Genomic DNA, 16906 nt, shown 5'->3' with positions numbered 1-16906 from the left:
GCATTATTAAGAGCTGCCCATATAACTAATCATCTTATTCCTGGCTTTAGCGCTTTGTCAACGTACCGTTTTCCCCCGAACGTACAAAAAAAGCCCCTCAGCTCTGGAGCCACTATAATTAGCTTGCAAACAAAAAGGAAGACCGGCCCGTCGGGGGCTGGTCTTCAAAAAGTTTATTTTAAAAGGGGGTCTTGTTTATTATAATAACCTAACTATGTTAAAGGACCGTAACAGTTATATTTCAATTGTATTACAAATATTGGGTGGAGTTTATCATTGCCTGATTTACTAACTCATAGTATAATAATTATTACATTATAATAATTCTAAATAAGGATGGCGAATACAATGACAACTGCAGATACATACGATTTCCACCATCTCAACCATGTGAAGGAACAATCCAAATCACGTCATACACTATGGATTACACTTATACTCACAGCCTTTTTTACAGTTGTTGAAATTATCGGCGGTTTGTTATCCGGTTCTCTCGCGCTGCTCTCTGATTCAGCCCATATGATCTCCGATGTATTAGCATTGGGACTTAGCATGTTTGCGATTTATTTGGCCACAAGAGCGCCTAATGCCAGGTTTACCTTTGGTTATCTCCGCTTCGAGATTATTGCTTCTTTTCTAAATGGGCTTGCATTAGCCGTTATTGCTATCGGGATCTTTATAGAAGGAATTAACCGAATTATTCATCCTGAACCTGTTAAAATGGGTCTAATGCTCACCATTGCCAGCATCGGATTTGTTGTTAATCTGACGTTAACCATTGTACTCAGCCGCAGCATGAAAGAAGAAGACAATTTAAATGTGCAAAGCGCGCTCTGGCATTTTTTCGGTGATTTGCTTAGCTCAGTAGGTGTTATCATCTCGGCAATCATTATCTATTATACCGATTATTTAAGGGCTGATCCGATCATAAGTATGGTCATTGGCGGTATTATTTTCTATGGTGGGACTAAAATTATTCGTGAGGCCTTCCTCGTCCTTATGGAATCCGTTCCAGAAAAGTTTAATTTGGACGAAATGCGTGCAAATATTGCCAAGGTTGAAGGCGTCGAAGACGTTCACGAAATGCATCTTTGGGCTATCTCCACCGATCATTATTCTCTGACTGCACATGTTTTTATTAATAATAGTATTCAACCGTTCTGTATTATTCTTGCTATCAATGAAACATTAAAAGAGAAATACGGCATCACTCATTCCACCATTCAAATGGAAGAAGCACATATTCATAATCACGGAGAGTATGGGAAACAATTTTTACTCCATCAAGAGGAGCTTCATCATAACGAAATAACAAAGCCCCTAAATTAAAGGGGCTTTTGCTTTGCTTTGGTTTTCATTTTAAAAAGGCTGAATAATCAACAACCTGCAGTTTTCCACTACTCATTATTATAATATTTGATCCGTATCCAAACTCTGGATGGATTTGAGTATTCTTCGGAAATATATAAACCGTCTTGGAGGTTCGCATATTGACTATCCATTTGTTCCGCTGCGGATTGTCGAGCATAAGATTATCACTAATATAAATATAGTTACCCTTAATGGGTTTTATCCAAGCTTTACTGGATAAGACAATCTTGCCAATTGGTTTTCCGTCTGCAATAGAATAACTACGTATGGCTGCTTTGCTATTCTTGAAAAGGGATAGAATAAGCATCGATTTATCCTCATTCGTTATTTCATCAAATATAAAAGGACCACCGTAATCTGGATCACTAATCGTATATAATAGCTTATAATCCGTTGTTGACAATACATTAGATATTCCATCAGAGCTATTCTTATTACCACTGCTTACGACCATTTTTTTTGCTTTAATTGGATCATAATACGTCACATAGGTACCTGAAATCACTTTGACTATTTTCCCATCCTTAGGGTTAAGTAAGATCACGTTGCTGTTATGATACCCAAAGTTAAAAACAATCGGAATTGCATGATTTATTGTTGAACGATGCACATAACGATCATCATCATATAATTCAGCGCCTCTATCTGGTCCGATCAAATATTCAGGCTGCTCTTTTACAAGCGTAGTAGCTTTACCTAATGCTAAATCTAAATGGACGATGGTAAATTCGACTTTTTTATTCCCCTTATTCGCTATATGATATTGATAAATGTCCTTGCCATTCTCATCGAATATCCAATGTGGCTCATCCTGATAAACAAAAGGGGAAACAATCTCCGTAAAATCCACAATTAGCTTATAATTCGGCAAGCTATAAATAGCAGGATTCTTGATAATTGTCCGATCCTCCGTAGGTCTGTAACATAACAACAGCATTTTATCATAGGATACTTCACAGCTATCAAAAGTGTTTTTCAATCGGCTTACTTCACGAAAAGTAGATGAATCGTAGCTTATGTAATCATCACCATTAAACAATACGAGGTTTTTCTCTTTATTAACTACGTACATTTGCCAACTAATATCTTTAGGTATTTCAAAAGTATGAAGCACCTTGGTCCCTGCTGCTTTGGCATCTACTTTTTCTACATAATTGGGTAATAAGACTGCACTTAAAATCATAATCAAACAAATAACAAACCGAATTCCTCGCACTCCAGCAGCTCCTTATGGTTACATCAATAGGTATATTTTAACTTTTCCCCACTTACAATACTACAAAAAGAAAAGACTGTCGAATATTGCTCGACAGTCTTTATATATTCCATTCGAAATGATTACTACAACCCCAACCACTTTTTAAACATATGCTTGGTTGTATCAGCATTCATTGCTGCGATTGAAGTCGTTAACGGAATTCCCTTCGGGCAAGAACGTACACAGTTCTGTGAATTACCACAGCCCTCAATGCCGCCTTCTTCCATAAGCGCGTCCAAACGCTCTTCCTTGTTCATTTCACCGGTAGGATGGACATTGAACAAGCGAACCTGCGAGATCGCTGCAGGACCAATAAAGCTCGTCTTGTCATTCACATTCGGGCAAGCCTCTAAGCAAACACCGCAGGTCATACATTTGGAAAGCTCATACGCCCATTGGCGCTTGGATTCAGCCAAACGTGGTCCTGGACCAAGATCATACGTACCGTCAATTGGAATCCATGCTTTAACTTTTTTCAAAGCAGTGAACATCCGTCCACGGTCGATAACTAAATCACGAACGATCGGGAATGTAGACATCGGCGCGATCCGTATCGGCTGCTCTAGCTTATCCACAAGCGCAGTACAAGCTTGACGCGGCTTGCCGTTAATCACCATGGAGCATGCTCCGCAAACTTCCTCTAGACAGTTGGATTCCCAACATACCGGAGTCGTTTTCTCACCCTTGGAATTCTTCGGGTTACGTTGAATCTCCATAAAAGCACTAATCACGTTCATATTCGCGCGGTAAGGAATTTCAAATTCCTCCGTATACGATTTTGAAGTCTGGTCGTCCTGACGAGTAACGATCAGCTTAACTGTTTTGCTCGCTGTTGTAGTCTCAGCCATGATCATGCACCTCCTTTTTTCTTATCGGTGGAGTAATCACGCTTACGCGGCTTGATCAAGGAAACATCGATTTCCTCATATGTGATCACTGGTTTCTCAGGCGTATACTTAGCAAGCGTAGTTTTCATAAAACGATCATCATCGCGCTCAGGAAACTCTGGCTTGTAATGCGCGCCGCGGCTTTCATCACGCTGTAAAGCGCCAATTGTCATCGCTCGAGCTAGCTCAAGCATGTTATGAAGCTGACGAGTGAACGCAACACCTTGGTTATTCCAACGAGCGGTATCCGTCATATTGATATTCTTATAACGAGCTAGCAGCTCTTGAATTTTATCATCGGTTTCTTGCAGCTTTTTATTATGGCGCACCACGGTCATGTTGTTAGTCATCCACTCGCCAAGCTCTTTGTGAATTACGTAAGCATTCTCTGTACCGTCCATCTTCAACAAGCCTTCGTACTTATCCGTCTGCTTCTTATTCTCACGCTCAAAAATCTCAGGCGCAACGTCTGCAGCATGTTTTTTAAGTCCTTTAATATATTCAATCGCTTTAGGCCCGGCAACCATTCCACCAAAAATCGAAGAAAGCAATGAGTTAGCACCTAAACGGTTCGCACCATGATATTGATAATCGCATTCGCCGGCTGCAAATAAGCCAGGAACGTTAGTCATTTGGTTGTAATCGACCCATAAACCGCCCATTGAATAATGTACCGCCGGGAAAATCTTCATCGGAATTTTACGAGGATCATCACCCATGAACTTCTCATAAATTTCAATGATGCCGCCAAGCTTAACATCAAGCTCCTTCGGATCCTTATGAGATAAATCCAAGTAGACCATGTTCTCGCCATTCACGCCAAGCTTTTCTTCGACACAAACATTGAAAATCTCACGAGTCGCGATATCACGCGGCACCAGATTTCCGTAAGCTGGATATTTTTCCTCAAGGAAGTACCAAGGCTTGCCATCTTTATAGGTCCAAATTCGTCCGCCTTCACCACGCGCAGATTCTGACATTAAACGCAGCTTGTCGTCCCCTGGTATTGCAGTTGGATGGATCTGAATAAATTCACCATTAGCATAATGTACACCTTGTTGATAAACAGCACTAGCTGCTGTTCCAGTATTAATAACAGAGTTAGTCGTTTTACCAAAAATAATCCCAGGACCACCTGTAGCTAGAATGACTGCATCGCCAACAAACGTATGCATTTCCATACTGCGCAAGTCCTGTGCCGTAATTCCCCGACAAATGCCTTCATCATCAATTATCGCCGAAGTAAATTCCCAATGCTCGTACTTGGTAACTAATCCAGCTGTTTCCCAACGACGAACTTGCTCGTCTAGAGCATATAGTAATTGTTGACCTGTAGTAGCGCCAGCAAAAGCCGTACGATGATATTGGGTACCGCCAAAACGCCGGAAATCAAGCAAGCCCTCGGAAGTCCGACTGAACATAACGCCCATACGGTCCATTAAATGAATGATCCCAGGTGCTGCTTCACACATGGCTTTAATTGGAGGCTGATTTCCAAGGAAATCTCCGCCATATACGGTATCGTCAAAATGCTCCCAAGGAGAATCGCCTTCACCCTTAGTATTCACAGCTCCATTAATCCCGCCTTGCGCACATACGGAGTGGGAACGTTTAACCGGTACCAATGAGAATAAGTCTACGGCTACACCAGCTTCAGCGGCTTTAATTACAGCCATTAGTCCAGCTAAGCCACCACCAACTACGATTACTTTTGAATTTGCCATGATTAGTTCACACTCCTAAGGACTTGCTCTAGCAAGCCAACATCGTAAGCGTTACTAGGTGTAATGGAAGACAAGCTTGCGAATTCAGGATCTACAAAAGCCGTCAATGTAAGAATAAACATAGTTGTCATAAGCAAGAAAACGCCTATCCATACAAAAGTCGAGATTCGTTGTGCTCTAGGTCCAACTGTAATTCCCCAGCTAACCAAGAACGACCACATCCCATTGCTAAAATGAAAGGTAGCTGCGACAACCCCAACTACATAAAAGGCAAAATAATACGGGTTAGTGAGGATATCATGCATGGTCCCCCCTAATTCGGAGTGCTCCACATTTCCAACGGCCACTTGCACGCGTGTACCAAAAAAGTGCCAAGCTACGAAGATAAGGGTGATAACCCCAGTGGTACGTTGCATCATAAACATAATGTTGCGGAAATATCCGTATTGGCTCACATTATTGCGAGCGGTGTAGGCAATATATAAACCATACACACCATGGTAAAGAAGCGGCAGCCATACACCTACTATTTCTAATAGCAATACAAGCGGCAATCCATTAAGGAAATCAATGGAATCATTAAATCCTTCTTTTCCGCCTTGGAAAGCTGAATAGTTAGTAAGAAGGTGCTCAATTAGAAAGAAACCAACTGGAATAACACCAAGCAAAGAATGAATCTTGCGAAAATAAAACGAATTTCCGGTCATCGTTAAAAGGTCCCCCTTTGAAGTATAGTTTGTTATATTTTCCACAAACCGCAGTCATAATATAACATGAATTGACGTTATTTATTTTAGCGCTTTATTGCTTATAATGATAGTGCTATTATATCATATGTATATATGCGTTTTATGCATAAGGGGGAATCAGAATGGATAATTTAATTGTTTTTGCTTTAGTAGTGGAACAGCAGAGCTTAAATCGCGCATCCCGACAGTTAAATTTATCACAGCCAGCACTTTCCAGAAAGATTATGGCTTTGGAAGATGAGCTCGGAGTTAAGCTTTTTGAACGAAAAGGCAAACGCTTGGAGCTTACCTTGATCGGTCATACCTGTTATGAGTATGCGCTGCAAATTCGCTCAATAGCTCGTGATATGCAGCAGAAAATCAATATTTTTAAATCCGATGACATACCAAGCAGCATTACAATTGGTGCAAGCTTGACGACGCTGCAATCGACTTTACCCGACTTAATTACTTTTTACACGGCAGAGTACCCTCATACGGATATCAAAGCATTAACCGGTAAAACCCACGAAATCGTCACCTTGGTTAAGGATAAAAAAGTCGATATCGGCTTAATTGCTTCCTATATCGACCACCCTGAATTGAACTGCGTGCCATTATTCGATGATCATCTATGTTTAGTATTACCCAATGGTCATCCATATATGGATCGTCCTACAATAAATTTACATGATATTCATGATTTACCGATGATTCTATTCTCTAAGGGCACTTGGTACCGCATTCTAATGGATGAATTATTTCAACGGCATGCCGTTTTCCCCAATGTGAAGATGGAAATCGACTCTTTTGAAGCCATTCTTCGCTTGGTTTCTACTACTAAAGTAGCCACCTTGCTTCCCATGTCCTATCTGCGACACAGCTTACTTGAGAACAATGACCTTAATATGCGAAATGTAACGGAATTAGAGATGACCAAACGCACAACCTCATTAATTTATGTGGAGGAATCTACAACCAATACAACCATTCAAGCGTTCATCACCAAAACACGGCAATTCTTTCCTAAATCTCTTCTTCTTCAGCAGAAGTAGTATAATCTTCATGTGATTTACCTATCCATAAAATAATTGTGATCAGCACAAAAGCAACTAAAGCCATCAAAGGAATCGTAATAAATCCCCACCATTCGAAATAAGGAATATTACAAGGGATCCCTATTCGACAAGGCAGCACTTTTGCTAAATAGGGCACTCTTTCCTCCAAATAATGGTACAGCGAAAAAAGTCCCCCAATAATGCTCAAAGGCAGTGCATAAGGTATGATCCATCTTTCGTTGCGATAGCTGGCTATTCCCAGAAGAAGTGCTAATGGATACATACAAATCCGTTGAATCCAGCATAGCTTGCAAGGCTCAAAATCCTTAATCTCACTAAAATATAAGCTGCCTAACATGGCTACTAATGCCACGATCCATGCTAGCAGAACGCTATACCGTTGAATGAATGGCTTTAATCCACTATTCTGCATTGAGTTTTAGAAGCTCCTTGTCGAGGATTACTTTCAATTGCTCGTAATTCATAACTGTGTTAAGCGGAATTTCAAATCCATTCATAAACAACGCTGGCGTACCGCCAATTTTTGTTTTTTGTGCCGTTCTATATTCTTCTTGGACTTCCTTCAAGTAAACATTATCGTCAATATCTTTTTTGAGCAAATCATAATCGACAGGAATGTTCTTCGTCTTTGCCAAATTAGTTAGAAACTCTGATGTTGCCCAATCTGTATGTTCATCTTGCTGTGCCTCATAAAGCGCATCATAGTAGGTCCAAAAAGCATCTTTATTTTGATGGAAAATGGATTTAGCTGCAATCGCTGCTGGCATAGATCCCGGTATAATTTGAAAGTCGATAAATGACATCTGCGCCTTGCCTGTATCGATAAAATCCTTTTTAAGCTGCGGATAAACTTTAGTTGAGAAATCTTTGCAAATTGGGCATTTAAAATCACCAAACTCAACCAATTTAAGTGGAGCATTAGCTTGTCCAATAGTTGGCTGGCTCTCATAATCGAATGGAAAGCCTTTCTTAGGTTGATTCGCTTGAATGATAGCAAGAACGATTACAGCTACAGCAATAATAGCAACTACGATAAGCATGATAGACCGCATTTTCTTTTTTCTCGCAACTTCAGCTAATCTTTCATTCTTTCTTTTGTCTTTATGCGCACTTACTGTCTTTTCCACTTATTAACTCCCCTTTAACTCTAATTTATTAAATGTATATTCACATTTTAACACAATCGCATATGTTGCGACACTCCCCCAATAGGGTTCGTTTTATGTTAAGATTAGTAAATATTACATATTTTACTCCGTACACCATTATTCAGCATTAGAGACTTTGAGAAACAGAAAAGCCATCTGCAATGGGTACGCAAAACTCACAGCTGCCTTGAATCGTGCTGTAGGCATACGAACAAAGATAATTGGTGGTACTGGAATCTCACTTGCAAAAGGTGAATCCTTTGCAAATGTGACTGAAACAAATCATAATTGGATTTAAACATGGGTCGATGAAAGGTGGATTATTCAGGACACTACTTGGGATGCAGGTTATCTAGACGAAAGCAACATTTTTGTTCCAAATCCTACGGATATATATTTTAACCCTTCTGAAGAAGTATTTTCTGTTAATCATAAACAGACAGGTGAAGAAAGTTACCGCTAGAACCGAGGATTGTTATCTATTTATCCCTACTCTCAAATAGTTTAATATTGGGATGTATTATCTGAACAAATTAACATACAAATAAACTATTACCAGCAGAGAGGATAACCCTGATGATTCCCCATAGATTTAATGCAAAACTATTCCTTTTGGCGGTAATAGGCTTCATTCTTTTCTTCGGTTCCGCTCAATTAGCTGCCTATGAGAAGGATGACAGCATGCAGCCCGAGCTTGCAAAACCATTGGTTTCTAAAGCTCAAGCTATAGCAGCGGCCACTCAATTTCTGAATAACAAATATTCAGCTCTAATTGTTACTGATTCTAGCATTACCTATGAGTCCAGTAAGGCTCTAAGTGCCTATCTGCAAAAAAATAATCTTACCAAGTCTTATAAAATTAAATACAACAAGCTGATCCCCTTAGATTACTGGCAGGTTCAGATATGGGACGAATTATCTTCAACCAGATACATAGTAGATGTACAAATGGATCAGCCGCGTGTGTTTGGTTGGCAAACGGGGGAGGTTCCGGTTTTGGCGGTTGATGAAAAGGCTGACTCAACCTCCGAATCCAAAGCTCGTAAAACTGCTGAAGGTTTTCTTAAGCAAGAAGGCTACAATCTTTCTAGCTACGAACCAAATCCAGCAGTTATTAATGATAAAGAATATTTATTGGTATTCGAGCAATTAAAGGCAGATATCGGCGATGCCAAGCAGAAGCTGAGTGTGAGGGTCTATGCGAATGATATCAGCGCCTTCCACATTAGCTTCACAATTCCTGAACAAGATTCCAGTTGGATCAGTAATCAAGAAAGATACGGTCAAATCATGTCTTTAGTCAGTCTGCTCTGCATGCTGATATTTGCGATAACCGCTTTAGTTCTATCTATAGTGCGTAGAAAGCTGATTTCATTCAGCAGAGGATGGTTGTTAACCATCATATTCTTAATTATCAGTGTTGTCGGTACTTTTAATACTTTACCCTCAGCAGGCATGAAGCTTGGAGAAACCAACGCTCAGGTATATTTGATCATTTATCTCATCTTTACTATTGGAGTCAACATCCTATTGGCTGCTGCCGTATATTTCTCATTAGTTACTGGTGTGCAAATGTGGCAGCAGCAAGGCTGGAATCCTTGGCCGCGCTGGAAAGAAGCCCGTTTCGGAACAGATGTGTTCTATGGGATGGGACGCGGATATTTGATCTGTATCTTTATCATAGGCGTGCAGCAGCTTTTGTTTTTGATTGCGGGCAAAAGCTTTCATGCATTCGCGATTAACGACCCGGGCCAATCAGAGTACAATATGCTTTGGCCAGCACTTTTCCCTTTGCTTGCATGGATGGCGGCTATTTCCGAGGAAATAATTTTCCGATTTTTCGGGATCATCCTTTTCCAAAAGTTAGTAAGATTTAGGTTTCTAGCTATCCTTATTCCAAGTGTCATATGGGCGCTTGGCCATACTTCCTACTCCCTTTACCCCAGCTATACACGTTTGATTGAAGTGACGGTGCTTGGCTTTATCTTCAGTTATACGTTCTTGCGTTACGGACTCATTACCGCGATCTTCACCCATGCCATTATGGATAGCTTACTTATGGGACTTTCACTACTGTATTCAGCAGAGGATTCCAGTTACATCCTGATCGGTATTTTCTATATTGCACTGCCTGCACTTCTAGCCTACAGCATAAGATTTCTAAAACGGCGAAGTGTTCCATCCGAGGCTGCTATCCCTTGACCAAGCTCATCGTAAATTTCACACAAATAAAAACCGTACCCTTTCGGAATAATCCGAGCTGGTACGGTTTTTTATATGAGTATTGCTTCTATTACTTTTCATTAATAAGCTGTGTCATTTCAGCTGCAATTATTTTTGGGGTCAATTCAAGGTCACTGGCATTGTAGTACTTGCGAACGATACCTTTTTTATCGATTAGCGCAATTGTATTCGTGTGAGTAACAAAGTTCCCTTTATTATCTTTAACTACCTGTGCTCGGTAGGCAAGAGCTAAATCCTTAGTAGCTGCCTCGTCTCCACGTAAGAACTTCCAGCCTGTTAAATCTGGATGATACTGCGAGGCAAACGATTGCAATCTTTCTACAGTGTCACGTTTAGGGTCAAAGGTGATCGAGATAAGTGCTGCTTTAGAAGGGAAATCGCCTTGCTCCGCCAGAATATCCTGAACCTTAGACATATACTGAGTCGTTGGGTAACAAACATCCGGACAGCTCGTATAAAAGAAATAAATCAAGCGCGCTTTTCCACTGGTGGTCTGCAAACTAACTTGCTCTCCATCCAATGCGCTCATTTGGAAATCAACAGCTGCTTTATATTTCGGCAGCTTGGAAGGCTTGCCCTTCCCATTCATTTGGATGGCAACTGCCGCAATAATAACAATCAGCAAGCCTACTGTAGCTAGCTTAAACCAGTGCTCTGAGAGCTGCTTCTTCATACGTGAACCGTATCTATAACAATAATTAGAAACAAAATCGTTAAATAGTTAATCGAGAAAATAAATGTTTTTTTAGCCCAAGCTTCTTCATCCTTAGCACTAAAGCCCTTAAGGCATAAATATGCCCAATAGATACCCATTACAATAGCTGCAACCAGATAAATCATGCCTACATAACCATATAAATACAACAGTGCTGAAGTTGGAACAAGTAAGACGACATAACGCATCATACTGATTTTAGTTACAAAAGAACCTCTTACTACAGGCAACAAAGGGAAGCCAGCAGCACGATATTCTTCCATTCGACGAATGCCTAATGCCCAGAAATGCGGCATCTGCCAGAGGAAAAGAATAGCGAATAAGATCCAAGCGCCTGCATCCAGCTGCTCATTAACCGCACAATATCCGATAATAGGCGGAACTGCGCCAGAAATCGCACCAACTACTGTACTCCACACCGAAGTTCTTTTGAACCATGCTGTATAGATCCATACGTAGACGAACAACCCCAGCAATCCAAGTAAAGCTGATAATGGAGTTACCAGAAACCAGAGGACAGACATACCAACAATGCCCATTACAATTCCATACCAAAGCACGACGTTAGGCTCCATTTTACCCGTAGGCAATGCCCGCTTTTTCGTTCTTGCCATTTTCGTGTCCATGTCCCGATCCAAATAGTTATTAAGCACGCAACCTGAACCAATGACAAGAATCGTCCCAATGATCATAAAAACCAATAAAGCCCAGTCTATATCCCATCTGGAAGCTACCCAAAACCCGCCAAAGGCTGTAATTAAATTAGAAAAAATAATGCCCGGCTTCGCCAGCTGTACGAAATCTCTCCACGTTACTGGTTCCATAACAACAGCTTTATCTATAGAATTCATTTCCTCAACTCCACCTGCTGTGTCTATTGTATTTTCCAAGATCAATTGATTATCCACTTAATTAGCCTCCCATAAATAAACGCACGTTGACCCAAAAGGACGAACGTATTAAAATCCTCTGTTCCTATCCTTTTTATAATAGCAACCCCTCTTGATTTTTACAACAAGCCTAGGCACAATTCGCAATATTGTCGATTTTCGCACTATCCAAAACCTCATCCTCCAGACGGGTAATAAAACCATTCTCAAGCCGTTATCGGCAATTAACTGGAATAGATATACTAAGTTATAGATTCCATTAGCGTTTAAAGGTGGTTATGATGATGAGAAAAAAAAGAGTCCTGCTATTATCAGAAGGGTTTGGTGCAGGCCATACCCAAGCAGCACAAGGTTTATCCATGGGGTTACGGCAATTGTCATCTAATGTAAAAACGCGAGTCCTCGAATTAGGAGCATTCCAGCATCCCACAATTGCACCTTGGATTTTCTCCGCATACCGTAAAACAGTAACTAACAACCCAAACTTAATTGGTATGTTATATCAATCTTATAATAGTAAGTCATTGAGCCGCTTGAGCTCATTAGCGCTGCACCGCATTTTCTATGCTAGCTCAGCTAACATTATAAAACAGCTGGAGCCGGATTTAATTATCAGCACTCATCCATTTCCTACTGTGATTGTTTCTCGTTTAAAGCGTGCTGGCTTGTCCACTCCATTATGCACAGTTATCACAGATTATGATGCACATGGCTCTTGGGTTGATTCAGCGGTTAATTCCTACTTAGTATCTACCGCCGAAGTCAAAAACAAACTAATTCAACGCGGGGTCACCTCTGAAGTCATTCAGGTTACAGGCATCCCTGTCCACCCTAAATTCTGGCGGTTATCCAATCGGGAAGAAACCCGAAATAGCCTAGGTCTTCATAATATGCCTACCGTCCTTATCATGGGTGGTGGATGGGGGCTCATTGACAACGAGGAAATCATGGCCTATATTGCTAGATGGCGTAACCAAATTCAATTGATTTTCTGTACAGGCAATAATGAAAAAGTTATGCAGCGATTAGCCAATGATCCACGGTTTCAGCACCCTAATATTCATCTTGTTGGTTTTACTAAGGACATTGATAAACTGATGGATATATCCGATCTGCTAATTACTAAGCCTGGAGGGATGACATGTACAGAAGCAATGGCTAAGGGAATTCCAATGTTGTTTTATAATCCCATTCCTGGTCAGGAGGAAGAGAACTGTCAATATTTTAGCGAGCATGGCTTTGGAGAAACTATTCAGTCCAGTCGCACCATTGAAGCTTGGTTCAGACGTTTGTTGGGTGACGAATACAGTTCAATCCAGCAAAAACGCTACAATAACCAATTGAATATTGAATATAATCCCCAATATTGTTCAGAATCAATTATTAAACTGCTTCAATTGTAGAACAGTACATATACAGTTCATAATCCGACTTTATAATGAAAGTATTGGAAATGCGTCTCATCCTCTAGACGGGGGACAAAACCATTCTTAAGGCGTTTACCGAGGTATGTTAGTATTTGTTACACTAGAAAAAGAATAAATAATTAGGAAAAGTGAGAGGGGCTTGGATTAGATGACATGGTTTACAAGATGGGCGTTCGGCAATAAAGCAGCAGTAATTTTTATGGTGGTACTTATAATGGGGTCAGGGATTTTCAGTTATTTTAAATTACCTATGGAGTTCTTGCCTTCCGCAGATTTCCCACAAATTAGCGTTACGGTCGTAGGACAAGGCTATGATGCCAAATCTATGTTAGACAATGCAACTGCACCAATTGAAAAAGCAGTTTCCAGTGTAACTGGTAGAAAAGAAACTTTCTCAACCTCTGCAGATGGCTTTATGAAGATTGATATGACTTTTGATTCCGACATAAAAATGAAAGATGCTGCAGCAGGTGTGCAGGAAGCGATCAGTTCTATTGTACTCCCAGCTGGAATGTCGAAGCCGTTTGTTATTCGCCTGAATACTTCGATGATCCCACTGTCAATGCTGTCACTTAGCTTTAAAGATGGAATTACCAAAGCGAATATGGAGCTTACTGAACAGAAAATTGTACCGGATTTCGAGAATATCAATGGCTTGGCTAGTGTAGTACTAGGTGGAAAAACGGTTTCAAAGGTATTCATTCATCCTGACGCCGACAAATTAGCCAATGCCAAAATACCTGTTCAAGCTTTAATGGGTGTTTTACAAGGACAGAACCTAGCTGTTTCCGTTGGTGAGAAATCCATCGATGGTAAAACAAGCGGTCTTAAAGTAATCGGTAATTTAAATGATATTGAGACACTAAACAATCTGACTGTAGCACCTGGGGTTAAGCTTAAGGATGTTGCCACGGTTGAATTGTCTTCCAATAACGATACATTGACACGAGTGAATGGTAAAGACGTATTGATGCTGGTAGTAACTAAGGATGCAAGCTCAAATGCGGTTGCAATCAGTGATGAAGTAGCCGAGCTTGCTGCTAAAGTAGAAACTAAATATCCAAATGCAACAGCAGAGGTAGTTAACTCTACTGCTGAAATAGTCGTTACTTCAGTAAATAGCATGATGCGTGAAGTATTGCTCGGAGCTTTGTTCGCAACGATTGTTATCCTATTGTTCCTTAGAAACCTTCGTTCTACTTTAATAACGATTGTTTCCATTCCTTTATCACTAGGGTTGACTTTATTCCTTCTCTCCAAGTCTGGCGTAACCTTAAACATCCTGACACTTGGTGGTGTCGCCGTTGCTGTTGGGCGATTAGTCGATGATAGTATCGTCGTAATCGAGAATATTTTCCGAAGAACTCAAAAAGCGGAATTCTCCAAAGAATTAATCATAGATGCTACACGTGAAGTTGCTCGTGCGATTACAGCTTCAACTTTAACTACAGTTGCCGTATTCCTGCCGCTTGGATTGCTTCAAGGCTCCTTGCAAGCTTTCTTGCTTCCATTCGCGCTTACCGTTACTTACTCACTTCTATCTTCCCTATTCGTAGCATTAACAGTGGTTCCATTAATGAGCGCATGGTTATTGCGTAATGCTAAACTAGGCGAACACAAGTCACCTAAACGTTTGGTAAATGTTCTGACATGGAGTTTAAACCACAAAATCATCTCCATAGGACTATCGTTTGTGCTCTTCTTAGGATCCCTTATTATCTACTTTAATTTGCCAAAAGGTGCTGTAAGTGATTCAACTGCAAGTCAAATGGAGATCAGCTTATCTTACCCGCCTGAAACTCCTATTACTACTATTAGAGATAAAGCGATCGAACTAGAAAAGTTTATAATCGCCCAACCTGAAGTTAAGAACAGTATCCTACAGCAAGGTAATTCCGAGGAAAATGCTAAATGGGGTAGTGTTACGGCTCCAACAACGGCTAGTTTTCAGATCATGATGAAAAAGGACGCGAAGACTCAAGAATTTATTGATCGCGTCAATGCTCAAAAAGGAAATTATCCTAATGCAGTTTTAGATACGGGCGCTAACTCATTTAGCGGTGGAAGCTCGTCAGCCATAACTATGGATTTAACCGGTGATTCTGCTAAGGACTTAACTGAAGCAGCCGCACAAGTAACTGCAGCAATCAAAAGCATAGCAGGAATTGCTAAGGTTACCAGTAATCAAGATGTAACTAAACCGGGCTATAGCATTACAGTAGATCCAGCACAAGCAAATCCGCAGGAGATCGCAATGTCCGTTCGCTCTTTGCTTAACCAAACGCCAATTGGTTCCATGAAAATTGATGGTACTGAAACGCCTGTAGTTTTGGATGCTTTGATAAATCCCACAACAAGTGCAGATTTATCCAACATTCAAATCATGACAGCCAACGGGCCTGCAGCATTAACATCCGTTGCCAAAATTGAAGAAACTAACGAAACCAATTCCATTCTTCATAAAGATGGAAAACAATTTTTACGGGTATCCGCTCTAGTTGATCCAACTAAGCTTTCTGAAATTGATAAAGACATTAAAGCCAAGACCAAAGACCTTAAGCTGCCAGCAGGTGTCGAATTGATTCAAGGTGGCGCAGCAGCACAACAAAGCAGTGAATTCATGGATTTGTTTATGACAATTATCATTTCAATTGGAATTGTATTACTAATCATGGTCGTCACCTTCAAAACCTTCCGCGCACCGATTGCCAGCATATTCTCGCTTCCTTTCGCTGCTGTAGGCGCAATAGTTGCCATGATGATTACAGGTACATCATTTGATGTCACTTCCATCTTCGGCTTCCTGATGTTAATCGGAATTGTCGTAACGAATGCAATTGTACTAATCGATCGTGTTAGGCAGAATGAAGAGAAGATGCCTATACGCGAATCCTTATTGGAAGCTGCCGCTACCCGGACACGTCCGATTATTATGACAGCCGTGGCCACGATTTGTGCCATGCTGCCACTAGTAATTTCCAAAGCTGAAGAAGGCAGCATTGTTTCCAAAGGCTTGGCAATAGTCGTTATCGGCGGATTATCCGTCGCTACCGTATTCACCTTGATCATGGTGCCTACAATCTACGAATTGCTGCATTTTGTAAAAGCTAGACGTCAAAGAAAGAATGCAACAGTAGCTCCTGCTGCTAGTAAAACATTAGAGGCATAAGTTAGCTAACGTACTGAAAACCGCCCGATTGCTGGGCGGTTTTTTTTGGCTACAAACTAACTGGATTTACCTTACTCTGCTCACTCCATCTACTCCAGTTACTCTAACTACTCTAACTCCCTATTTAGCCAGTTGCTCCAGCTACTCCAACTACTCCAACTACTCCATCTCCCCATTTACCCAGTTGCTCCACCTGATCCAGTTGCTCCACTTGATCCATCTACTCCACTTACTTCATCTACTCCACCTCCCCTTGCTACTCAGTA

14 protein-coding genes are annotated in these 16906 nt (G+C 40.8%); 6 read left to right on the top strand and 8 right to left on the bottom strand.

Annotated elements, in window-relative coordinates; all coding sequences use genetic code 11:
* The first annotated feature begins 348 nt into the window (after nt 1–348).
* Nucleotides 349–1329, top strand: coding sequence for a cation diffusion facilitator family transporter (locus tag EHS13_RS08200; RefSeq protein WP_155699859.1), 981 nt, complete (start codon nt 349–351; stop codon nt 1327–1329).
* Between the two features lie 25 nt (nt 1330–1354).
* Here EHS13_RS08200 and EHS13_RS08195 read toward each other — a convergent pair whose 3' ends face one another.
* From EHS13_RS08195 to EHS13_RS08180, 4 genes are all read right to left on the bottom strand, one after another.
* On the bottom strand, nt 1355–2587 hold the full coding sequence (locus tag EHS13_RS08195; RefSeq protein WP_162463002.1) for a hypothetical protein: 1233 nt from the start codon (nt 2585–2587) through the stop codon (nt 1355–1357).
* Between the two features lie 125 nt (nt 2588–2712).
* A complete protein-coding gene (gene sdhB / locus EHS13_RS08190; protein ID WP_155699857.1) occupies nt 2713–3477 on the bottom strand; it encodes a succinate dehydrogenase iron-sulfur subunit in 765 nt (254 codons plus the stop codon).
* 2 nt (nt 3478–3479) lie between these two features.
* Entirely contained in the window at nt 3480–5240 is a 1761-nt protein-coding gene (gene sdhA / locus EHS13_RS08185; RefSeq protein ID WP_155699856.1) for a succinate dehydrogenase flavoprotein subunit, read from the bottom strand.
* 2 nt (nt 5241–5242) lie between these two features.
* Nucleotides 5243–5947: a succinate dehydrogenase cytochrome b558 subunit gene (locus tag EHS13_RS08180; RefSeq protein ID WP_155699855.1), complete on the bottom strand. Its 705-nt coding sequence runs from the start codon at nt 5945–5947 to the stop codon at nt 5243–5245.
* 164 nt (nt 5948–6111) lie between these two features.
* On the opposite strand from EHS13_RS08180, the gene EHS13_RS08175 reads away from it, so the two are divergent.
* Nucleotides 6112–7023: a LysR family transcriptional regulator gene (locus EHS13_RS08175; protein WP_155699854.1), complete on the top strand. Its 912-nt coding sequence runs from the start codon at nt 6112–6114 to the stop codon at nt 7021–7023.
* On the opposite strand, the gene EHS13_RS08170 is transcribed toward EHS13_RS08175, so the two are convergent.
* Together EHS13_RS08170 and EHS13_RS08165 are read right to left on the bottom strand one after the other, a co-directional pair.
* On the bottom strand, nt 6995–7459 hold the full coding sequence (locus EHS13_RS08170) for a disulfide oxidoreductase (RefSeq protein WP_155699853.1): 465 nt from the start codon (nt 7457–7459) through the stop codon (nt 6995–6997). The two genes, EHS13_RS08175 and EHS13_RS08170, sit on opposite strands and share 29 nt — an antisense overlap.
* Nucleotides 7449–8174, bottom strand: coding sequence for a DsbA family protein (locus tag EHS13_RS08165; RefSeq protein WP_155699852.1), 726 nt, complete (start codon nt 8172–8174; stop codon nt 7449–7451). Before EHS13_RS08165 ends, EHS13_RS08170 begins: the two co-directional genes overlap by 11 nt.
* A 103-nt stretch (nt 8175–8277) precedes the next feature.
* Here EHS13_RS08165 and EHS13_RS37480 point away from each other — a divergent pair, with 103 nt between their 5' ends.
* Nucleotides 8278–8493 carry a transglutaminase domain-containing protein gene (locus EHS13_RS37480; RefSeq protein WP_405083575.1) on the top strand — a complete coding sequence of 72 codons (216 nt, stop codon included), beginning with the start codon at nt 8278–8280 and terminating at the stop codon, nt 8491–8493.
* A gap of 278 nt (nt 8494–8771) precedes the next feature.
* On the top strand, nt 8772–10397 hold the full coding sequence (locus EHS13_RS08155; protein WP_155699851.1) for a CPBP family intramembrane glutamic endopeptidase: 1626 nt from the start codon (nt 8772–8774) through the stop codon (nt 10395–10397).
* 91 nt (nt 10398–10488) lie between these two features.
* Here EHS13_RS08155 and EHS13_RS08150 read toward each other — a convergent pair whose 3' ends face one another.
* Entirely contained in the window at nt 10489–11112 is a 624-nt protein-coding gene (locus EHS13_RS08150) for an SCO family protein (protein ID WP_155699850.1), read from the bottom strand.
* Nucleotides 11109–12044 (bottom strand): heme o synthase, encoded by a 936-nt coding sequence (cyoE, locus tag EHS13_RS08145; RefSeq protein WP_405083574.1) that lies wholly within the window; start codon nt 12042–12044, stop codon nt 11109–11111. The genes EHS13_RS08150 and cyoE overlap by 4 nt, the downstream gene beginning before the upstream one ends.
* Before the next feature lie 284 nt (nt 12045–12328).
* Here cyoE and EHS13_RS08140 point away from each other — a divergent pair, with 284 nt between their 5' ends.
* Both EHS13_RS08140 and EHS13_RS08135 read left to right on the top strand, forming a co-directional pair.
* Nucleotides 12329–13447, top strand: a complete 1119-nt coding sequence (locus tag EHS13_RS08140; protein ID WP_193571484.1) for an MGDG synthase family glycosyltransferase — start codon at nt 12329–12331, stop codon at nt 13445–13447.
* A 172-nt stretch (nt 13448–13619) separates the two neighbouring features.
* Nucleotides 13620–16640: an efflux RND transporter permease subunit gene (locus tag EHS13_RS08135; RefSeq protein ID WP_155699849.1), complete on the top strand. Its 3021-nt coding sequence runs from the start codon at nt 13620–13622 to the stop codon at nt 16638–16640.
* Nucleotides 16641–16906: the final 266 nt, after the last annotated feature.

This window comes from Paenibacillus psychroresistens, from assembly GCF_009728935.1.
Classification (GTDB): Bacteria; Bacillota; Bacilli; order Paenibacillales; family NBRC-103111; genus Paenibacillus_AC; species Paenibacillus_AC psychroresistens.
This window is presented reverse-complemented; position numbering and strand designations above follow the sequence as displayed.